This window comes from Stieleria mannarensis (genome assembly GCF_014154935.1).
Lineage (GTDB): Bacteria > Planctomycetota > Planctomycetia > Pirellulales > Pirellulaceae > Stieleria > Stieleria mannarensis.
This window is the reverse complement of the sequence record NZ_JACEHH010000008.1, coordinates 65,461-88,417: the sequence shown is the minus strand read 5'-3', so window position 1 is coordinate 88,417 and position 22,957 is coordinate 65,461. Positions and strand designations below refer to the sequence as shown.

General features: G+C 60.9%; 10 protein-coding genes. 4 read left to right on the top strand and 6 right to left on the bottom strand.

What is annotated here, in order from left to right; genetic code table 11:
- Positions 1-454: 454 nt before the first annotated feature.
- On the bottom strand, positions 455-4,789 hold the full coding sequence (locus H1B37_RS07565; protein WP_182866032.1) for a PVC-type heme-binding CxxCH protein: 4,335 nt from the start codon (positions 4,787-4,789) through the stop codon (positions 455-457).
- Between the two features lie 374 nt (positions 4,790-5,163).
- Positions 5,164-6,183, bottom strand: coding sequence for a glutamine synthetase beta-grasp domain-containing protein (locus tag H1B37_RS07560; protein ID WP_182866031.1), 1,020 nt, complete (start codon positions 6,181-6,183; stop codon positions 5,164-5,166).
- Between the two features lie 869 nt (positions 6,184-7,052).
- Between H1B37_RS07560 and H1B37_RS07555 the strand changes: the two genes are divergently transcribed.
- Together H1B37_RS07555 and H1B37_RS07550 are read left to right on the top strand one after the other, a co-directional pair.
- The gene (locus H1B37_RS07555; protein ID WP_182866030.1) at positions 7,053-7,610 is read left to right on the top strand and encodes a hypothetical protein; all 558 of its coding nucleotides are present in this window, start codon (positions 7,053-7,055) and stop codon (positions 7,608-7,610) included.
- A 112-nt stretch (positions 7,611-7,722) separates the two neighbouring features.
- Positions 7,723-9,303 carry an NfeD family protein gene (locus H1B37_RS07550; protein ID WP_286177510.1) on the top strand — a complete coding sequence of 527 codons (1,581 nt, stop codon included), beginning with the start codon at positions 7,723-7,725 and terminating at the stop codon, positions 9,301-9,303.
- Between the two features lie 33 nt (positions 9,304-9,336).
- On the opposite strand, the gene H1B37_RS07545 is transcribed toward H1B37_RS07550, so the two are convergent.
- Positions 9,337-10,788: an SAM-dependent methyltransferase gene (locus H1B37_RS07545; protein WP_220498095.1), complete on the bottom strand. Its 1,452-nt coding sequence runs from the start codon at positions 10,786-10,788 to the stop codon at positions 9,337-9,339.
- Between the two features lie 194 nt (positions 10,789-10,982).
- On the opposite strand from H1B37_RS07545, the gene H1B37_RS07540 reads away from it, so the two are divergent.
- On the top strand, positions 10,983-16,892 hold the full coding sequence (locus H1B37_RS07540; protein WP_182866029.1) for an ATP-binding protein: 5,910 nt from the start codon (positions 10,983-10,985) through the stop codon (positions 16,890-16,892).
- A 39-nt stretch (positions 16,893-16,931) separates the two neighbouring features.
- Here the strand turns inward: H1B37_RS07540 and H1B37_RS07535 are convergent, their stop codons facing one another.
- Positions 16,932-18,221 carry an OmpP1/FadL family transporter gene (locus H1B37_RS07535; protein WP_182866028.1) on the bottom strand — a complete coding sequence of 430 codons (1,290 nt, stop codon included), beginning with the start codon at positions 18,219-18,221 and terminating at the stop codon, positions 16,932-16,934.
- Between the two features lie 244 nt (positions 18,222-18,465).
- Between H1B37_RS07535 and H1B37_RS07530 the strand changes: the two genes are divergently transcribed.
- Positions 18,466-18,975, top strand: a complete 510-nt coding sequence (locus H1B37_RS07530; RefSeq protein WP_220498094.1) for a response regulator — start codon at positions 18,466-18,468, stop codon at positions 18,973-18,975.
- 181 nt (positions 18,976-19,156) lie between these two features.
- On the opposite strand, the gene H1B37_RS07525 is transcribed toward H1B37_RS07530, so the two are convergent.
- Positions 19,157-20,179, bottom strand: coding sequence for a potassium channel family protein (locus H1B37_RS07525; RefSeq protein ID WP_182866026.1), 1,023 nt, complete (start codon positions 20,177-20,179; stop codon positions 19,157-19,159).
- A 246-nt stretch (positions 20,180-20,425) separates the two neighbouring features.
- A complete protein-coding gene (locus tag H1B37_RS07520) occupies positions 20,426-22,951 on the bottom strand; it encodes a U32 family peptidase (RefSeq protein ID WP_220498093.1) in 2,526 nt (841 codons plus the stop codon).
- Positions 22,952-22,957 lie beyond the last annotated feature (6 nt).

Sequence of the window (22,957 nt, the reverse complement as noted above, 5' to 3'; positions counted from 1 at the left end):
ACGCAGCGAGAGAGAGGCGCGCACACCAACGGCCAAACACAACACCGTGTGTCGGCGGCCGATTGTCCATGGCCGTTGGCCAAACCGGTTCGTTGCGTTCCAGGTTCCTAGGGCGTTGCCCTAGGCTACGGATGTTGACGGCCGTTGGCCGAGACGATCCGGGAGGATCGAGGTTGATTCAAATGAGGCGGAATTGGCCAACGGCCATGCATACCCATAGCCTGGGGCACCGCCCCAGGACCCCGGCGCACACGCGGACACATTGGCCAACGGCCATACACAACACCGTCGGTCGGCGGCGGATTGTCTATGGCCGTTGGCCAAACCGACCGGTTGCGTTTCCGATTCCTAGGGCGTTGCCCTAGGCTATGGATGTTGACGGCCGTTGGCCGAGACGATCCGGGCGGATCGAGGTGGATTCAAACGGAGCGAAATTGGCCAACGGCCATGCACATCATTCGCTGATGAACGTCACTTGTTCGCTGCGGATCGTGATCGATTCGGGTAGGCCTCGACCGTCGATCTGAAACAACACGGTGTGTTTGCCGGGGGACAGTTTGATCGGATCGTCGATCGTCCCGGCCGCTTGCCCGTCCACCCAGACGTTGGCCCGGTCGATGTTGTCGATCGAGAATTCGGCGGCCGTGTCCGAGCCGACTTCGACTTGCGTCCGCAGATAGATGTTGACCAGCGACGTGTGCCGGGGCTGGGCGGTCAAGGCTTCCAGCGTCGCCTTTTCGATCTTCCCGCTGACCCGCGCCTGCAGCGGTTTCCAACCCTCGGTCCGTTCTCCGGACACGATCCCCTGGTTGCCCTGCTGTTCGATCCGGTGTGACCCGGCGAACACCTCCAACACCCGCGCGACCGTTTGTCGGCTGGCGTCGTACTCGCCCGGTTTTCCAAGCATGGTCAGAAAACGGATCAAATCCAGTTGATCTTGTAGCGACACGCGATCGAGCAACCCGGCGGGCATCAGCGACTTGCCGGGTTTGACCTGCAGGATTTCCGCTTCGGGAATCCGGACCTGTTTGTTGGTCGCGTCTCGCAGCACCATTTCCTCGTCCGTGCTGCCCGATTCGATCCCGGAATAAACCTGACCGTCTTCGGTCAGCACGGTCACCGCATGGTAGTTCTCTTTGATCTTGGCATTGGGATCAAACATCGACTCGATGATGTAGTCGACCGGGGCGCTGGCACCCAAGCTGGTCATGTCGGGACCGACCTTTCCGCCCACACCGCCGATCGCATGACAGCTGGCGCACTGCAGACTGCTGCGGCGATAAATCATCTCGCCGCGTGCCGGGTCGCCCTTGGTCGCCACCAGCTTGCGCAGTTGGGCACTCCGCTCGGGCGTCCACTTGTCGGCGGTCATCGTCAACCCGCTCATCGGCATCAATGCATCGATCAGCGCTTGGGCGTTGCGTCCGCCTTCTCGGGCGGCACGAACACCGGCGCGGGCGGCGACTTCGGAAACTCCGTCGGCAGGTAGCGTACCGACCAGTAACGCTTCACCGTCTTTGGCCGACAGCATCGCCCGCCACAAGGTGAGCGCCGATGCCTCGTCTTCAACGCCAGCCAGCGTGTCATAGAACGGCTGGACGGCTCGTTTGCCGTCAGTCCCGGCGAGCGCCGCGACCAACGCCGCCTTGAATTCGAACGTCGCATCGTCGCTCAGCAGTGACACAAGCGCTCGGATTGCCGCCTCGCCGCCACAGGATCGCAGGGCGCCAACGGCTTTGCTGCGGGTCGACAGGTCCAGTTGCTCGTCGGCGGCAAGCTCTGTCAACGTGGGGATCAGTTTGCGGAGTTGCCAGGTGCCGCACAGTTCGATCGCCGCCGCTTGGACCGCCGCGTCGGAACTGGACACCAGCGGCTTCAGGTCATCGGCCGGTTGACCCTGGAACTTCGGTGTCAGACGTCGAAGCCGTTTCGCATTTTGGAGTGCCGTGAGTGCTTCGGCGGTCGTGGCGTCGTTCAGTTTGTCCCCGATCGCGTGTTGGTACAGGATTGTGAGTTCTTTAGCGCTGCCCGCTTTGGCGATCAGACCGATCCAGGGTCCCGAACCATCGCGTGGCAGGTTGTTGTCGGCCAGGTAGCCCGCCAAGAACTCGGTCGCTTGGGCCGGCTGGACGCTGGTCAGCACGAATTCGAGTTGCTTTTGATACTCTGCCGCACTCCAGACCGGATCGCGTAGGTCCTTGATCAGCGCTGCGGTGTTTTCATCGACGTTCAAGAACAGGGCGTGTTGGATGAAGCGATCGGTGGGCTGGTCGAGCGCCCGCAGGGAGAGCCGAATCGCATCGACGCCGCCAAGTTTTGCCAAGCCCCGGATCGCCTCCAGACGAGCGCGCGGGTGCGGATCGGCGATGCGGTCGGCAAACCACGCCATCGCTTGATCGCGAGGGACGCTCGCCCGCGGGTCGGTCGGATCGGACCAGTCGGCCAGAATCCGAGTGGCGGCGGCACGAACACCGCCATTGGGATCGTCCAACAGGGTTTGCAACCATTTCGAATTCGGCTCGCCGACCGCGGCCGCCAGACGCGCCGCGGCCAACCGGTCCGTGCGTGCCTTCGCCGAACTCCAAACCCGATCCAGCTTGGTCGCCGTCTCCTCACCGCGTTCGATCAAGACGCGGCGGGACTGATCGGTCAGGTAGCGATCACCTGAATACAGATTCTCGATCAGCGTTTCGGTTTTCTGTTCGGTCAGATCGACCGGCTTACGCAGCGGATGCCCCTTGGCTGTGACTCGCCAAATGCGGCCGTGCCAGCGGTCGCGCCGCGGATCGCGGAAATCGACTTCGCCGTGGTTGATGATCGGGTTGGACCAGTCGGCGATGTACAGCGCCCCGTCGGGACCTTGTTTGATATCGATCGGGCGGAACGTGCTGGCGCTGGTGCGGATCAGGTCCGCTTCCTGGGTCGTCACAAAACCCGATTCAGTCTCCGACAGCGAGAACCGTGTCACGCGATTGGCCCGAAAGTCACAGGTCACCAACGATCCCTGCCAGTCCTCGGGGAAGCTTTCACCGTAGACGATTTCACCGCCACAGAACTTGGGGTAGTTGCCGGGGCTGATCAAATCCAGTTTCTGTCGCGTGCCCGGTGTGGGATTGAACCTTGCGCCGGGAAACACGTACGCGATGCCGGCAAAGCCTGCTCCATCGCTCATGAACGAGTTGCCCAGGGCGTCGAACTGGTGTCCCCAGGGGTTCCACAGGCCGCGAAAGAAGACGTCCATCCGCCGGTGCCGGGTGTCGAATCGAAATCCGCCGCCGGCTTTCAATCGAACCACGCCGTGCGGCGTCTCGGCGTCCGTGCGGGTGTACACCGACTGGTTCATGTACAAACGCCCGTCGGGGCCGAACAACAACGTGTGCAAGTTATGGTGCGTGTCCTCGGTACCGAATCCGCTGAGCACGCGTTCGCGGCGATCGGCTTTGCCGTCCCCGTCGGTATCTTCCAGAAACAACAAATCGGTGCTTTGAGCCACGTAGACCCCTCCGTCGCCCGGAGCGATCCCGGTGGGAATCAACAACCCGTCGGCGAACACGGTCGACTTGTCCGCGGTGCCATCGTGGTTGGAATCTTCCAACACCAAAACCTTGTCGGGCATCGCCTGTCCGACTTCGATCATCGGATAGGCTTCGCTGCTGGCGATCCACAGCCGACCTTGCGGGTCAAAGTTCATGTGGATCGGTTTGTTCAACATCGGGTTTTCGGCCCACAATGAAACCTCCAGGCCGTCGGCGACGACAAAGTCGGGCGTCGGTTGGGGCGTGAATTCCGCGTACTTGGATTCCAATCGCGGCGCGGGCTCTTGACCGCCCTCGGCCGTCAATTGTCTTAGCGACGCGATTTTGGCTTCTTCCTGTTCGATCAGCGGGTCGAACTGTGGAATTTCGACGGCGTTTTGCCCCTGTTCGTGTTTGCGGAATCCGAACACGTACGCCATGTTGGCCGGCCGCGAACGGTGGAACCACAGCCGATTCTTTTCCAAGACCACATGCCGCAAGGCCTCCGTTTGCGGGCTGTCTTGCCAAGCCCCGCGATCGATTCCAAGCGATTCCCCGATGGCAACCGCGGCGGCTTTGTAGCCGTCACTGTTCAGGTGCACGGGATCCTTCCGCAAGTGAGCGCTGGCAGCGACACCGGTCAAATCGACATCGTGACCACCGGTCTTGTCGCAAACTTGCGCGATCAGCTTTCCGTAGGAGTTGACCATTTCGGAGGTGACGACGGAGGGGCCGACCGGTGAAATCGGTGACAGGAACACCAACCGGCACTTGGGATCGATTTGCCGGATCCGCTCGGCCAGTCGCTGAAGATCTTCGGTGAACTTGACCATCGATTGGACTTTGGCCGCATCGGTGGTCTGCGTCGACGTCTCCAATGCGTTTGCCATCCCGTAGCCCAACACGGCGACGGTGGGGCGGGTCAGTTCGAGTTGCTTTTCCAGTTGCCGCCATCCTTCCCCGGCGGGCTCGTGACCGGCTTGGACCAGACTGAGCCCGTAGCGCGAGTCACCCGCCGGCGTGTCACCGTTCCAACCGAGGTTTCGGTAGGTGACGTCGGCCTCGGGAAACGCGGTGGTCATCATCACCTCGATCCAGCCGAAATACTGTTCTTGCTCGATCAGCCCGTCGCCGATCAGGACGACTCGGTCGCCGTCGCGGAGTTGCAGCGGATCGGCGGCACGGGCCGTGCCGTCGGCCATGATCACAGCGAGTGACAGGAACAGAAATCGGAGCGCGGAGAGGGGCAGCAGGCGAGTGCCAGACGAATTCATCAAGTCGGTCCGTGGTGGGATGGAGCGGAAAACGGGCAAGACCAAGGAAAGGCGGGGACGGACATTGTAGCTGGCCAGCGGGGCCGAACCATCAGTCGATCGGTCGGATCGTCCGACACCCTTTTTCCGCCGCAGGTTGGTCTCTAGCGCTGGTGTCTCGCCTTTCGGCGATTCCCGTTCGCGGCGACGCAGCTTTCTGGAAGTGCGATGGCGCTTCCGGGCTGTCGAACGTGGGGCTTTAGCGCGACGACGCTCCAGAAACGGACGTCGCACAGCGATCCCCAACTCCAACAAAAAACCCGATCGCGGATCAACCGCAACCGGGCTCGGGTTTCGTTTCAAACGCGGATCGATGACCCGCAGGGGGCGTCAAACTAGGCGGGAACCGCGGCCGTTTTGACCGTTGCGATGATCGCGCTGGCGACCATGTACGGGTCGGCGTTGGAGGCCGGACGTCGGTCTTCCAACCAACCTTTCCAACCGTTTTCGACCGTGCCGATCGGGATTCGAATCGACGCACCGCGGTCGGAAACACCATAGCTGAACTTGTCGATCGACTGCGTTTCGTGCAGACCGGTCAAACGTTGTTCGTTGTCGGCACCGTAGACGTCGATGTGCTCTTTGATCCGCGGTTCAAAGGCTTGGCAGATCGCTTCGTAAACTTCTTGGCTGCCGCAGGTTCGCAGCGTGCTGTTGGAGAAGTTTGCGTGCATCCCGCTGCCGTTCCAGTCACCGGGGACGGGTTTGCAGTGGTAGTTGATGCCGACGCCGTGGTTTTCCGCGACGCGATCCAGGATGTAGCGGCCCAACCAAACTTGGTCGCCGGCGTCCTTGGCACCCTTGGAGAAGACTTGGAATTCCCACTGGCCCATCATCACTTCGGCGTTGATGCCTTCGACGTTCAAGCCGGCTTCCAAGCACATTTCGAGATGCTCTTCGATGATTTCGCGGCCGACGGCTTTGCCGTTTCCGACGCTGCAGTAGTACGGGCCTTGCGGTCCGGGATAGCCTTCGGCGGGGAAACCGAGCGGTCGGTTGGTGCCGGGATCCCAGAGCGTGTATTCCTGTTCGAAACCGAACCAGAAATCGTTGTCGTCATCGTCGATGGTCGCACGGCCATTGGTGCGGTGCGGCGTGCCGTCGGCGTTGAGCACTTCGCACATCACCAGATACCCGGTGCCCATGCGGCCCGGATCGGGAACGACTTTGACGGGTTTGAGCAGACAATCCGATGCACCACCGGGAGCCTGTTCGGTAGACGAACCGTCAAAGGACCACATCGGCGCGTCTTCGACGTTTCCGCTGAAATCGGTGATGATCTTGGTCTTGCTTCTCAGGCTTTGCGTCGGCTGATAGCCATCCAGCCAGATGTATTCCAACTTGCACTTGGTCATAAATGAGATTCTCCCTAGGTGAATCAAACGAGTGGACCTGGGAAGACACGCGCCGCCGGGGCGGGGTGTCTTCATGTTACAACAATGTCTACGTCTACCTAACGCATCCGAGATGGATTCACGCATGGGGCCGGATCCGCTGGATCCGCCGCCCACACACTCGGCCATCCGGCCAGCCCAGTTGCAAGTGTGGTGTCAACCGCCTCTGAGCAACGACCAGCCCCGATCTTTCGATCGGATTACCGCAAGAACCGTGCTCCTGGTGTTCTCCGGTGTCCTCCTGGACTAATCAGCGGCGATGCAACCTCGTTGACACGACCGCCGACCCACAGAGACATACGATAACCAGATTCTTCTACCACGAAAGAGTCAAGTCGTCACCCCGTAAGTCATACTTTCGCGGGGATCCGAAGCCGATTTCCCGCCTCGAACGCTCGCGACGAGGGTTGATTGAGCAGGCCACCAGCCGTGCGAAGGTGACGATTCCGCCGCCGATCGTTCCCAGTGGCGGCTGAACCTGCGCTGACCCCTGTGCACCGCCATATTTCCCGCTCGATAGCCCCCCCCTTCAGACCGGCCCCCTAGATGTGGCGAAGCGGTGAAGAAAGTTTGATGCGGTCGATGGGGGATGCTTTTTGATCCTTTTCGCCGACTCGTGCACCGATGCACTGCGGCGACACGGTCCCGGGTGCACGGCCCTGGATGCACGGCCCGCGTGCCGACAGGTGCTGCCGGTCGAACGCACTACCGGTCCGCGCGGGGTGCCGTTCTAATGGTTCGCGACACCGATATCTCCATGCCGAAATGACACGATCGGGTCATTGGCAACGGTTCAGATTCACCCCCACCCCGTCGCGACGGTTTTTCACATGTCACAAGCTCCACGCAATCCTTTCGAAACCGCCCCCGATCAATTCGGTCAACCTGCCCGCAAGAGCAGCAACACCTGGCTGTGGGTGCTGGGGATCATCGGCGGCGTTTTTCTGTTCGGAACCATCCTCTGCTGTGGCGTGATGTATTTCGCCTGGGACCAGGCCGCGGGCGTGCTGGCCGAAGTGGCGGTGGAGGAATACGCCGATGATCCGGTCGTGATGGAAAACATCGGCACGATCCAAAGCAGCCAGATGAACTTGCGCGACGCGATGAAGGAATCGACCAAGGATGAAACGATCACGGCGATGGTGTTCGAGGTCCAGGGCGACAAAGGAAACGGCAAAATCATCCATCGCACCAACAATCAAACCCAGGAAGTCACCGTGACGCTGGTGATGGACAGCGGCGAAGAGTTCGAATTGGACGCGTTCGCCGAAACCTTGGACGGCTTTGATGCCGAACTGGAGGGCCTGGAAGAGCTGGAATCGGTCAACGGGGAAGTCCCAAGTGTCGAAGTCGGTGCTGAGCAAGGCGCCGAATCGTCTCAGGAGTGACGGGCCAGTCGGGAGCCGATCACGGCCGAAATCCATCGCCACTGGACGGGCTGTTTTGAGCCTACAATAGAATCCCGGCTCCGCTCCGTTTCCCGATGGTCTGATTTCTGCCATGGTTCGTCCCAGCCCGACTTCCGCTCCACGTTCGATTCTTCCACTCTGGATCGCAATGGTCCTGTGCTTGGTGCCGGCCCCATGGGTCCGCAGCGGCCCCGATGCCGTTGCCGACACGGACGCCGTCACCGACACGGACGCCGCGGAAAACGTGGCGAAACCGGCCGACCGAACCGCGGTCATCATCCCGCTGCACGAAGACATCAATCCGCTCAGCGGCGCCTTGCTGAAGCGCAAGTTCGCCGAGGCGGTCGATTCGGACGTGGACGTAATCATCTTGGATATTCACAGCCCCGGCGGGCTGGTCTACGTGACGTTCGAATTGATGGACATGATCTCCGACGCCAAAGACGTCGAAACGGTTGCGTTCATTCAAAAGGACGCGATCAGCGGTGCCGCCCTGATTTCGTTGGCCTGTGACAAAATCATCATGTTGCCGGGCGCGCGGATGGGCGACGCCGGTGAGATCGTGATGGGGGCCGATGGGGCATTCCGCTACACCGAAGCCAAAAGCCGCAGCGTGCTGGCCCAGAAAGTCCGCGACACCGCCCGTGCGACCGGCCGCCCGTTGGCGCTGGCCGAGAAGATGACCGACAAGGACATGGTCGTCTTTCGCGCCGTCCACAAGACCGACGCAACGGTGCGTTACATCAGCGACAAGGAATGGGAGTCGATGGAAAACGCCGACGAGTGGGAGCTGGGAAAACCGATCCGCGAAGCCGGCAAGGAAATGTTTTTTACCGTCAACGGTGCCCGCGCGGTCGAGTTGGGCATGGCCGATCGGACGGTCGAAAATGAAGCCGAACTGGCCGAAGTGTTGGGTGTGAAAACCCCGATCCCGGTGATGGAGCGGACCGGCACCGACACCGCCATCATGATCCTCAACTCCGGCTTCGTGACGTTCCTGTTGTTGGTGATCGGCATGGTCGCGCTGGTGATCGAGCTGGGCGCCCCCGGCGTCGGCATCGGCGGATTGACCTCGGTGCTGTGCTTCGGGCTGTTTTTCTGGAGCCGATTCCTTGGCGGGACCGCCGGCTGGTTGGAAGTGACCCTGTTTGTGCTGGGGTTGATCTTCATCGGCATGGAGATCTTTGTGATTCCCGGTTTCGGCGTCGCCGGCGTGGGCGGGCTGGGATTGATGCTGGGGTCGCTGGTGATGGCGTCGCGTCGTTTCGTCGTCCCCGGCAGCGCCGACGAACTGGCCGGTCTGGGCTGGGACATCGCCACGGTCCTGGGCGCCTTTGCCGGCTTCATGGTGGCCATGCTCGTGTTGGCCAACTACATCGGCGACATCCCGGGGCTGGGGCGGTTGACGCTCAAACCCCAAGTGGCCGTCGTGGGTGCCCAGGCCGGACCGGCCGGACCGGCCGACGCCGACACCGCCGCCCTGCTGCCGGGCTGGCAACGCGTTTCGCTGGGTGATGTCGGAATCGCCGCAGGCCCGCTCCGCCCGGGCGGGAAAATGAACATCGAGGACTACACCGTCGACGTGGTCACCGAAGGCGACTTTGTCGACGGCGGGACGAGCGTAAAAGTGATCGCCAAACAGGGCACACGAATTGTCGTGCGCCCCGTTTAAAGTCGCCACGTAGGATCGTCCGATTCGACCCGGTCAGTCCAGATCCACCACGTCCTGGCGCGCCGTCACGAAGCGATACTCGCCGAGCGTCGGATCGTCGCTGTCCAAGAATTGCTGTGCCGTGACGTCGCTGCTGCAAACGAATCCACAACTGCGCAGAAACGCCCTCGGTTCGGCCGGCCCGTACACGAATCGCTCTCCGATCATCTCCATCCGATCGACGAATTCGTGGATGTTCGGGTCGTCGGTGCCTTCGTTGATGACCGCCGGTGTGACGCAGTCCATCCACAGCACGCTCTGGGGGTGCTTGATGCGTCTGCGGATCGATCGCAGCAAACGTTGGTTCTGCTGTTCGTCGAAGTACATCGAACAGCCTTCATAGATGAACAACGTCAGCGCGGTTTCGGAGAACGCGAAGTGTTGTTGCAGCAACTCCCCCACGTCGTCCTGCAGGAAGTCCGCGGCGATCTGGTGGCGTTCCGGTGCGTCGGCGACGGCGTCGGACTGGTGTTCCAGTTGCTCGATCACGCGCTGCCGCTCGGCCAACATCACGGGCAGATCCAATTCGAACACCGTTGCACCTCGAAGCTCTGCGGCGCGGCGGATCGGCCGCATGTCCAACCCTGCTCCGACCATCACGATCTGTTCGATGCCGTCGATCGATCGCAGCACCTGATCGCAATGCCGGGTGCGTGCCCCGACCATCGCGCCGAGTTGCGGCAGCACCTTTTGCAGTCGCTTGGCCTGCAACAACCCGTGCGTCCCCGCGGCGACCCGATCATGATCGTGCGGGCCGTCGATTCGCAATTGCCGTCCTTGTGCGTCGGTCGTCGTCTGCGATGCGGCCGGCCCCCCCATCGCTCTCAAACCGGCGATGATTCGCGCGGAGGTTTTCAGATTCAATTTGGTCATCGGCGACTGCTCGCCGCCGCTTCGATGTTCCAGCAACTTTTGCGTCGCTTGGGCGAAGTAGCGCATCACCGCGACGGCGACGCGTTCATCGTCTTCGGACCAAAATTCGACCTCGATGGTGGCCAACACGACGCGACCGGAGAAGTAGCGTGATTGGATTCGCCGCGCGGTTTTCGGATCGACACGGCTGACGGCGCGCAAGTGGCTCGTGCTCGGGTTTTCGTACTTCACGTCCATCCCGACCAACCACAACGACGCGGACTCGTCCGGACGTCCGCGATGAATCCCCGTCAACGGCGTTCCGGTCAACAGCGTCGTCAACGCCATGCCACCGGTATAATCGGCCGAAAGCGAAATCAGGGCCGCCTGGTGGGTGCCGTGTTGATTGGTCGTCTCGACGACCAGTGGCAGCATCGATTCGCAGAACCCCGGACCGACCCGGGTGATCTTCCAACCCGTCCACTCGAGCACCGGAACGGCGCGGTGCAGCAATTTGTTCATCAGTTCGGGATTGATGCGTTCGGCATAGTCTTTTTCCCAACTGACTTCATGTTCAGTTTCAATCACAGCCATTAGTAGCCCCTGGGTGGCGTGTAAAGAGAGATGAAGCACCCACTATGGAGGTTTGAATTTAACGCTCAAGACAAAGGCCACTTTTCGGGCACGCGGCGAGGGTAAACCCTCTCGGAAGATGGCGCTTCGGTAAACCAGTGCAGACCTACTGTTGGATAGATCATTCTGTCCATGCACCTGATTGAGCGACTCTAATGCAGGCCTCCCAGTCCACCCAATACCGCTACCGCACTCTGCGTGAGTTGCCGGATGTGGCCGGTGTGAACTGTTGGCTGGTCCAGGACCAGCAAAGCGATGATCGTCTCGTGATTCGCGATCTTCCGACGGCGATGTTCAAAGAAGGCTTGCGGATACGTTTTCAGAATGAAGCCCGATTGCTGAGCGAAATCGACTGCCAGACCTATCACTCGATGGTCTCCTATGACATCGATGACGACCGCATCCGGTTGGTTTATCGCTACCGTGATGGGATCAGTTTGTCGCGGTTGATCGCACAGTCGGCGATGTCACCCAAGTCGACGTTGCGGTTGGCGTGTGACCTGTTGAAGGCACTGACGAAGATTCACGAACAGGGTTGCGTCCATCGCGACTGGCGACCCTCGCACGTGATCCTCAGCCCCTCAGGCGAAGCGGTCCTGGCGGGATACGGGCCGGTGTGGCGGGCCAACTTGGCCGCCGTCGACAGCCCGATCGGGATCGAAACTGTGCGTTACGCCTCGCCCGAGTTGGCGGGAATCGTTCGACATGACATCGGCCCCGCATCGGACCTGTACTCGCTCGGTTTGATCCTTTATTCGGCCCTCGCCGGCAAACCGATGTGCGACGCGTCAACGGTCGGCGAAATCTTGTTGCAGCACTCGACGCTGAACCTGGATGTCGATCGCTTCCCCGGTGATACGCCGCCCCAATTGGTCTCGATGATCGAGCGATTGACACAAAAGGAGCCGCGTGAGCGTTACCAATCCGCCGCCGCCGCACTGGCCGACGCCTCGGCGATTTTGCAAATGATCCTTGACGGCGATTCGGCATCGCCGGTGGTGATCGGCCGCAGCGACGCCCGCACCGATCTGGTCGACGCCGCCTTTGTCGGACGGGAACCGCAACTGCAGACCTTGCAACAAAACCTGACCGAGGTCGCCGCGGGCAGTTGGCGTCAGGTATTGATTTCCTGCGTTTCGGGGATGGGAAAAAGCCGGCTGAACCAAGAGATCACGCGTCTGGCCACACGCCACGGCTTTCTCGTTTTCCAAGGCGAATCGGTCCATCTGGCCGCCGCAGAGCCCAACGCGCCATGGGTCCAGGTCGTCAATCAGGTCGCCCAGTTCTGTCGATCCAATCCCGCCACGTGCGAACGACTTCAAGACGCGATCTCGGACTATCGCGAAGAAGTGACCACGGCCATGCCTTCCCTGGCAGACGTGTTCGGATGGACCGGCCGCACGCTGTCGGGTCCCGACGAACTCGGCCAAGGCCGGGTGATCGCAGCGTTTGCCGCGCTGCTGACCCAACTCGGTTCGGGCGACTGCCCGGTGATGATTTCGTTGGACGATTGTCAGTGGATGGATGACCAATCCGTTCGCATCCTGCAACGCGTCTCACGATCCACCGCGCCCTTCCAACTGCTGTTGCTGTCCACCCGCACCGACGAAGGCCAGTCGACACGCGTCCGCGAAGCCACCCAACTGGACCACCAATTGGATCTGGGGCCGCTGGATGTCGACAGCATTCGTCGGTTGAGTGAATCGATGGCCGGCGCGCTCCCCGACGAAGCGATCAAGGTCGTCCAGGACTTTGCCGAGGGCAGCCCCTTCATGGCGGCGGCCATCTTGCGTGGGATGGTCGAATCCGACGTGCTGGTTTCTGAAAAAGACCATTGGGTGCTCGACCACGATCGGCTGGAACACTTCCAAACCACCGCCGCGGCGGGCGAAGTCTTGGCGGGCCGACTGGACAACCTGCCGCCCAAGGCACGCCACTTCTTGGACGCCGCCGCCGTGATCGGCAGCGAATTCACGCTCGATGCCGTCGTCGAACTGTCGCAAATCGAGCTTTCGGAAAGTTTCTCGCTGCTGGCCGACATCCGCCGCCATCGGATGTTGTGGAGCAAGCCCGACGGCAGCTACGCGTTCGCCCACGACAAGATCCGCGAGACCGTTCTGGAGCACCTGCAAAGCGACGTCAAACGGCAAATGCATGGTCAGATCGGCCAGTACTTTGCCAAGACCCGGCCGGATCGAATCTACGACCTGGCTTATCACTTTGATGCCGCCGGCATGCACCGCGAGGCGCTGCCCTACGCGCTCACCGCCGCCGCCAAAGCTCGCCAAGAATTTTCGCTCGCCAGCGCGCGGCGGCAGTTGCAGATCGCCACCCGGGCCTTTCACGTCACCGACGATGCGACCCGGCATCAGGTCGAGTCGATGATGAGCGAAGTGTTGATGCTGCAAGGCGAGTACGACGAAGCCGAACGATGGCTGGCCGCGGCATCGGAGAGTGCGACCACGGAAATGGACGTTGCCGTCGTGGCAACACGCCAAGGCGAATTGGCCTTCAAACGCGGTGACAAGGTCCAGGCGGTGGAATTCTTCGAATCGGCACTCGCGCGTTTGGGACAACCCGTTTGCCGAAACCGTTTGCAACTGTGGGTCAACCTGTTGCGGGAAATCGCGGTGCAAGCCGCCCACACGGCGATGCCGTTTTGGGTCCGTCGTCGATCCGCTTCACCCGATCCCACCGAACAACTGCGGTTGCGGTTGTACAGCAACATCGCCCGTGGCTACTGGTACACACGCGACAAGTACTACACGCTTTGGGCGCACCTGAGCGGCATGAATCGCGGCGAACGTTATCGACCCTCGGCCGCACTGGCCCACGCCTACAGCGAACACGCCCCGGCGATGACGCTGCTGGGATGGTATCGACGCGGAATCGCCTACGCCATGCGGTCGCTGGACATTCGCAAAGAACTGCAGGACGTTTGGGGACAGGGCCAATCGCGCAACTTTATCAGCATCCTGCATTACTCGTTCAGCAATTACGAGCGCTGCATCAGCGAAGCCAGCCAAGCCGTCTCGATCCTCGAACGCACCGGCGATTTTTGGGAAGTCCACATCGCGCGTTACCAGTATGCCGCGTCGCTGTATCGCCAAGGCAACCTGCGCGAAGCGCTCGACCAAACGCGAATCAACTACCGATCGGCGGTTCGCCGCAGCGATTTCCAAGCCACCGGAAACATCGTCGAAGTCTGGGCACGGGCCGCACTGGGGAACATTCCCCTGGACGTGCTGCAGATCGAACTCAAGCGGAACGTCGACGACGCCCAACGAATCTGCGAAGTCAAACTCGCCTACGGCGTCTATCACTATTACCAACACGGGTTCGCCGAAGCCGTCAACGCTTTCAACGAAGCGGTCCAGATCGCCGAGGACGCGTCGGTCGTCAACGCCTACATCAGCCCCTGCTATGCCTGGCGCACGACCGCCCTGCGACGCCTGCTGGAAACCGAACCGGCACGCACCAAGGCGATGCGGCGGAAAAAAATTCGCGAGCTCGAATCGGCCGCCAAAACGGCCGTCCGGCTGGCCAAACGCTACACCAACGAATTGCCCCACGCGCTGCGTGAATACGCCGCGGTCTGCGCGCTCAAAGGCCAAACACGCCGTGCCCTGCGGCATTTTCAAGCCTCATTGCGGATCGCCGACCAACAGGGCGCTCGGCTGGAAGCGATCCAGACCACGCTGCTGCACGCCCAGCTTGCCGAAGAGGCCGGTTGGGAAGTGGACGAGGTGCTGGTCCGCGAAGCATCCGAAGACCTGCTGCAACTGAAAACCTCCGTCGGCGCGGTCGACGAAGGCAGTTCGCTTTCCCTGGTCGATCGATTCGATTCGCTGCTCGATGCCGGACGCCGCATCGCCGTGGGTACCGAAATCGATGCCATCCGCAACGAGATCATCGCCGCCGCCTCCAAACTGCTCCGCGGCGACCGGGTCCTGCTGATCCAACCGGCCGGCGACGACGGCGGCGAAGCGACCACCATTCCGCCCAACACCGTGTACGACCCCGACATCGTCAGCCAGGCGGAACAGGCCGAATCGGCGATCGTCTGTGAATACGAACGAAGCGATGTCTGTGACATCCGGGCCAACCATAGCGACCCCCATCACAACTATGGGACGTTCCTGTGTTGCCCGATCTACGTTCACGGCAAAATCAATTCCTACCTGTACATCGCCAACTCCTACATGATGGGCATGTTCGGCGACGACGAATTGCGAATCGCAACCTACCTGTCCTCCGCCGCCGGGGCCGCGTTCGAAAAAGCCGACGGCTTCACCCAACTGCAAGAGCTGAACCAAACCCTCGAACGCAAGGTCGCCCAGCGAACCGAAACGTTGCAACTGCGGAACGAAGAAATCGAGCGGGCCGCCGACCGATTGCGGGCAACCCAAGTCCACCTCCGCGAGGCGAAAGACGTTGCCGAGCAGGCCAATCGTGCCAAAAGTGATTTCCTGGCGCGGATGAGTCACGAAATCCGCACCCCCATCACCGCCGTGTTGGGCTATACCGAATTGATGCTTCGCGGCATCGCCTCGGATCCCGACGAACAACGCCAACACCTGGAAACCATCCACGGCAACGGTAGCCACTTGCTGCATCTGCTCAACGACATTCTGGATCTGTCGAAAATCGAAGCCGACAAGATCGAAGTCGAACAGATCAGCTGCGTGCCGGCGAAAGTCATCGGCGAAGTCATCAAGTCACTGCAAGGCAAGGCGGCCCAGAAAAACATCACGCTGGGGATCGATTCGGAATCCGAGATCCCCGAAACGATCACCAGCGACCCGACTCGGCTGCGGCAAATCGTGACCAACTTGATCGGCAACGCCATCAAGTTCACCGACCGCGGCGGCGTCACCGTGCGATTGTCGTCCCACATCAATGACACGACCGGATTGCCCGACCAACTGCATATTGCGATTCGCGATAGCGGGATCGGGATGGACGCCGAACAACTGCAAAAGATTTTTGACCCGTTTGCCCAAGCCGACACCTCCACCACGCGGAAGTATGGCGGGACCGGTTTGGGACTGTCGATCAGTAAACGCCTGGCCGAATCACTCGGCGGCGGACTGGACGTGGAAAGCATTCCGGGCGTCGGCAGCACCTTCACCGTGCGGATCGCCGCGGATACCCGGCCCGGCGATCGGCTGTTGGGCGATTCCGAAGTGATCGAGCTGGCAACCGGCCGCAATGAAGCCCAGTGGCAGCGAGTGGATTTGAGCGGCGCACGGGTCTTGGTGGTCGATGATGCCGAGACCAACCGTGACTTGATCCGCCGTTTGCTGACCAGTGCCGGAGCCGAGGTCCAAAGCGTCGCCGATGGCCAGCAAGCGGTCGATTTCTTCGTCGATGCCGACGGACACATCGACCATCACCAGATCGATTTGGTTTTGATGGACATGCAGATGCCCGTGCTGGACGGTTACTCCGCGACGCAACAACTGTGCAGCGCCGGATTACAAATCCCGATCGTCGCCATGACCGCCAATTCGATGGTCGGCGACGACAACAAATGCCGTCAAGTCGGCTGCCGAGACTACGTTTCCAAACCCATCGACTTGGACGCGTTGTTGGAAACGGTTCGCCGTTGGTGTGCCGATTCGATCGCCGCGCACGACGCCAAATCCGAACCGGCGACCGCTCCACAATCGACTTCCGATCAACCCGTTTCCACCCAACCCACGCCCGCCGCATTGTCCGACAACGAATCCCGTCCGTCACACCTGCCTAGCGATTGGTTACGACAATTCGCCATCGATCTGGTCGCCAAAGTCCACTTTCAAATGCCGGCCATCAAGAACGCCTATGAGTGTGCCGATTACGGCGAAGTGGCGCGAAAGCTGCATTGGATCAAAGGCTCCGGCGGCACCGTGGGCTTGAACACCTTGACCGACCTGGCCAAATCCTGTGAGCAAGCTGCCAAAGCATCCGATACCGACGCCTTGACCGAGCGATTGGACGCGATCGAGTCCTACGTCGGCATGCTGGTCGACGAATGCGGCGACGAGTTGCCCCAGTCGCAATCGGTCGACGGCGCTTCCTAGCCAACAATCGCAACCCGAAAATAGAACGCTGACAGAGCCCTATCGCGCCCGCTGCAGACTGAGCGAAAATTGGTGCGCGTTGACGGAATTCCAACTGTCATCAAAATCGCCGCCCATGAAACCGCTCTGGTCCACTGATTGGCTGGGCCCGAACGACCACTGATACGCCGCGTCGATCGCCATGCCGCGCCACTGGCATCCGTAGCCGAACGAAAGGGCGTGTTCCAAGATCGTCTGAATGTAGGGCGTCACCGTGGAATCGGGGATCGGATTGCGGTGGAACGCGTATCCGACGCGAAACACTTTATCGGCGGCAAATTTTCGCTCGATCCCGAATCGCAACGACACCGTGTCACGCCAATCCAGCGGAAACGATTCCAACAGCGTCGGGGCGACAAACTGGAACACCGCGTTGTCGGGGTCTTGCAGCGAAAGATCAAACTGGTTGTAGGCGCTCGACCAGTCGTACCAGATCGCGTCAAACAACAACGTGCAACGCTCGCTGCGGCGGTGGGCCAACCCGACTCCCAGCGAACGCGGCCATTTGACATCCAACATCGAATCGTATCTGGCGGCCCCCATCCCCGGGATCTCGACCACCGTCGTGCCGTCCAGCTCCATCGTGGTTTCGTGTTGATAGCTGACCCCGACGGTGGTCGACGGGTTCAAATCGTATTGCATCCCGACCGACCAACTCAGCCCCGCGCCGGTGCCCTGCAAATCCATCCGGGTCGGGGTCCCGGCAAACGCGTTGGGGCCTTGCAGCGTGTACGGTCCTTCCAACTCGATGTGATTGATCGCCGCCCCCAGCGTGGTGCCGACCGAAAGCCGATCGGTCAGTTTCAGCGACAGTGTGGGCAGCAACCGCGCCAGCGCCCCGATGGACTTGTAGTGCTGACGGCCGGAGAACGGAGCCGGGCCGTTCATCATGTATTCGGCGGAGAAACCGGCGTGAGAAAACGCGCCGAATCCGATCGTGACGTAATCATCCATCTTCTTGGCGATCGCGACCTCGCCGATCGGAAACGGGTTGTCGATGTCGCCGACACGCGGATTGTCACCGTCGTCGTATTCCAAATCGGTCAGCAACAAGTGACCGCCGATCTCAAACAAGCAATCGGCATCGTTTCGCACCAGGCCCGCCGGGTTGTCCAGCATCACGTGTGCGTTGTCGCTCATCGCGATGTTGGCCCCGCCGCGTCCGATGCTGCGGGCCGAGATGCCATCTCGAATCGTTCCGTCGGCCAACGCGACCGAACACATGACCCAGCTGGCGAGCGTCGTCATCGCCGCCGTCATCGTCGCTGTCCGTTTTAATCGCTTCTTCATCGTGCGTCCTGCGTCATCCTGCGCAATGGCCTATCTCAGATCCCATAGTAGGGGTTATTCGGGCTGTCGCTCGGCCGGACGTGAACAAAGGTCGTGATGGAGGGAATTCCCTCGCGCGTCACGGGGTGTCTCCGCATTGCCCTGACGTAATTTTAGCTACAGCGTCGTGGCAACGATCGCGACAACATGCCCCAAAGAATCTCAGTGGCATCCCGATGCGATGGGATGCACTGAACCCCGATCAGTGGACAATCTGATGTTCGACGGCCGACAACAAATCGTAAACAGCAAAATTCTGGTCATCGACGATGAACAGATCATCATCGACGTGATCACGGCCCACCTGAATGTGGCCGGGTTTTGGAACGTCGTCGGGATCAGTGATTCGATCGATGCCGTCCAACGGATGAAGCAGGAAAACCCCGACCTGGTCCTGTTGGACATCTCGATGCCAGACGTCAGCGGGAATTACCTGATTCAAATCGCCCGCGCCGATCCGAATCTAAACACGGTGCCGTTGATCGTGGTGACGGCAAGCGATTCAGAAGACATCCATCGTCGCGCGCTGGAATTGGGCGCCGACGAAGTGCTGACCAAGCCCCTGCAACCGGGCGTGCTGGTCAAACGCGTCGAACACGCGCTCGGCCGCAAACTGGAATCCGACGTTTCCTCGCTGAACCAACGGCAGCAGCGCTGCAAGCCGGCCAACGAAAAATACAACGAGCTCCGCGGTCTGGGCGGCCGCATCCTTTGATCTCGGTTCTGCTGCCGAAGGCGCACGCATCAGGTTTCGATTCCGTGAAACTCTCTTACCAACGTCGCTACCTTCGCCAGAAGGTGGCTCCCCGGCGCTTTCCACGCTCGCATCGAGCGTAGCGACATCAACGTGGCACTGTCCAGTTAATCGCTTGGTTTCGACGAAGCACGCCGAGGACCTACAGCCCCACGTTGTGGTCGACCAGGGCGTAACTCTTTTGAAACGCCACGACGGCGTCCTGTTTTCCCATCACCAGAATCGTCTCGCCGCACTGAAACACGCGATCGCCGGCGGGATTGAAATCTAACGATTCGTCTCGGGTTTTGACCGCCACGACCAGCAATTGGTGCCGGTCGCGGACACGCAACTGGGCGATCGACTGATTTTCAATCGAGCTGCCGTTGGGGATGAACAACTCGTCCAGGATCAACTCCTTGAACTCGGGCTCGTTCAGCGACGAAAAGAACTGTGCCGCCGTCGGCCGCGTGACCAGACGCGACAGGTACTCGGCGACCATCTGGTGTCCCATCACGACTTCGTTCGCGCCGGCCTGGCGGAGCTTTCGGGAACTGCTTTCCTGGTCGGCTTGGGCGACGATGCGGATCCCCGGACACAGATTCCGCGCCGACAGCGTGATGAACACGTTCTGCGCATCGGTCGGTAACGCGACGACGATCGCACTGGCCTCGGTGATCCGGGCCTCCTTCAACGTTTCTTCGTCGGTCGCGTCGGCGTTGATCGCCAAATAACCCTGATCGATCGCAAGCTGATAATGAACCGGGTCGATCTCCAAAATCACAAACTTGTACCGTCGCTGTTGCAGATCCTTTGCCAACACCGGCCCGGTCTTGCCAAATCCACAAATGATCGTGTGGTTCTTCAAACGTGAAAGTTCTTTTTCCATTCGTCGACGTCCGAACGCGTGATCTAATTCGCCTTGAAGGGTCAACTGGATCATTCCGGTAAAAGTGTATGCCGCCGCCGTCGTGCCCAGCAAAATGACGGCGATGGACAACAGCTGCGTCGTCCAGTCTTGACCACTTTGTTCGCTGTAACCGACCGTCGAAATCGTGATCACCACCATCCAACAGGCTTCCAGCCAATCGTATCCGGCGACCAGACGATAGCCCACCACGGCCAAGAAGACGATCACGACAAGCGCCGAAGCGCCGCGACGAATCTTGGTGAAGGGCGAGTTCATGGGCAAATTGACAATCGGTCGATGCGGGACTTTCCAGCCATCGGCGACGATCGCCACTCGATCTGCGGGTTGACGATGCGTTCCGAGGGTCGCCGTGTTCTCCGAACTCGGCGGATCGAGAAAGCGAAGCTTTGCCCCGCGCCGACCTCGGAGAGGACGGCGACTGTCCAGACCAAACGAAAACGAAGCTGCGGTAGACCATTAGGATACACACTCTCCGCCGCCGCGACCCACTTAACTTGCCGCTCACAAAACCGCCAGCGGATTCCGCTTGGATTCCAGGGTCCCACGTGTCACCCCCATCCGGTTGGTCGCGCCGAGCGTCTTCCACACCTGCTCGGCGGTCAAGTCGCCACGCAACAGGTCACGGTACAGCGAAACCGTCTTGATCAGCTGCCGCGGCGATTCCTCCAGCATCTCCAATCGGAACCAACGAACCCCGTGGTCGAGCAACTTGGCGGCCGTTTCCGCGCCGCTTTGCGGTGTCGCATTGTAAAGCGTGTTGCGACACGCGACGTCGGCCTGTAGCGTGTGCTCGGCCCCGACCCGGTCACGCAATTGCACCACGTGGTCGTCACAGGGCCGGCCACAGTTGGTCTTGTTCGTCCCCGGCGAAAGCACCGAACAGAACACACAATGCTCCATGTGGAACATCGGAATGTGTTGATGCAGCACCACCTCCATCCACTGCGACGGCACCGATTCGATCAGGTCGGCCAGTTGATCACAATTCAAATCATACGACGCTGTCACCCGGCACGCCCCCAAGGAGCGGACCCACTCGGCCGATCGATGATTGGCAACGTTCAACGAAAAATCGGCGATCGTCGGGATCGGCGTCTCCCGAAAGTACTCGAGTGCCGCCAGATTCCGCGCCAGAATGAAGTCGGGTTTGTGACGTGACAACACCCGCAACAATCCCATCTCGGCGGGCTTCTGCATCCGCACCGACGCGATGCCGAACGGGATCGACTCCGCCGCGACGATCTCCTTCACCGCCGCGTATTGCCGGACGTCGTGAAAGTCGACGTAAATCAAATCGACAGCCGCCCGAGTGGCCGCGGTGACCTGTTCCAGCGTCCGGCACAGGATGGAGATCTTGGGCGATGACGCAAGTGATTCGTCGGCACGAATCGGTGCCAGCAGCGCTTCGCCATCGGCCACGCGGATCGACCGCGCGGGAGGTTCTTCCATCCGCCGCGCCAGTCGCTCGGTCACCCGCCGTCGCAGCTCGTTGATCATGCTGGCCGGCACCATCGGGTCCCCCTCGATCACGGCATTGAGCGTTCGCATCCGGAAGGCCGTCGCGCCCAGGCGCGACAGTTTTTCGGCAAGCATGGATTCGCTTGCGGGATGCTTGTTCGCCCGTTCCAGTGGAACGTCGGATTGAGCCGTTTCGGACAACGCGGCCGCCCCGATGAGTGTTGCGGTGACTTGCAACGGCTTGCCGGTCGCTGCGACGACGGAGAAGTCGAGGTCGCGCCGCGTCACCGGATCGGCAACATTGAACGACGCCCGCAATCGCCGATTCAATTTGGGGTCGTCGTTCTTGAATACCGAAGCCCCTTCGGCGATGATCGACCAATCGATCTCACCCCGTCCGAATCCGATCCACGCCGTCTTTCCGGCGCGAACCGTTTTCCGTTTTTCGCCGTCGTCGGTGTGCAACGAATAGACTCGCCCACCCAGCATCGCTTGGTCGCTGCCGTCGGTTTGGGTCGACTCGATGCCCAGACCGTCACCCAGCGAAACGTCGGCCGCCAATCGTGTGCGGATCCGGTCGCCATCGATTCGCCCCACCTGCCCCAACAAGATCCCGCGTTTGGCGCTGTGACGTCCGGGGACCAACCGTTTGTGGTCGTTTCCTTCCAACCATCCCGGCGTGAAGCCGCGCGAAAACGACAGCTCCATCTCCTGCTTCGCCTGTTCGCTGACGGTGACCCGCCCCTCGGCGGCGGCCTGGTCGATCGACCGCCGATAGTGGTTCGTCAGATTGGCGACGTATTCGGGCGTCTTCAAACGGCCTTCGATCTTCAGCGACGCGACGCCGGCTTGCATCAACGCGACGATCGATTCGTACCCGGCCAAATCCTGGGGGCTTAGCAAGTAACGCACGTCATCCAGATCGACGTCCTTGCCGTCACAGATCACTTCGTAGGGCAACCGGCACGCTTGGGCACATTGCCCGCGATTGGCACTTCGCCCGCCGAGCGACTCGCTGGTCAAACACTGGCCGGAATAGGCCACGCACAACGCCCCGTGGATGAAGACTTCCAGCGGCATCTCGGTCGCCGCGGCGATCTTGCTGATTTCGGCGACCGACAATTCGCGAGCCAGCACCGCCCGCGTGATCCCCAACTCCGACGCCACCGCAATCGTCTCGGCACTGGTCAGACTCATCTGCGTGCTGGCGTGGATCTCCAGTTCGCCGCAGATCTCGCGGACCAATCGGGCGACGCCGAAATCCTGGACCAGCACCGCGTCGACACCGCTTTCGGCGATCCGCTCGATCACCCGCACCAGCCGCGGCAATTCCGACGGAAACACCAGCGTGTTCATCGTCGTGTAGCCCCGCACACCCCGGCTGCGGAGCAGCTTCATCAATTCGGGCAGATCGTCCAGGTGAAAATTTTTGGCCCGGTGGCGGGCGTTGAACCCGCAATCCAAGCCAAAATAAATCGCGTCGGCACCGTTTTCGATCGCCGCCCGCGCGCAGTCCCAGTCCCCCGCCGGGGCGAGTAGTTCGGGAGGGGCGAGTAATTGGGAAGACATCGGGGG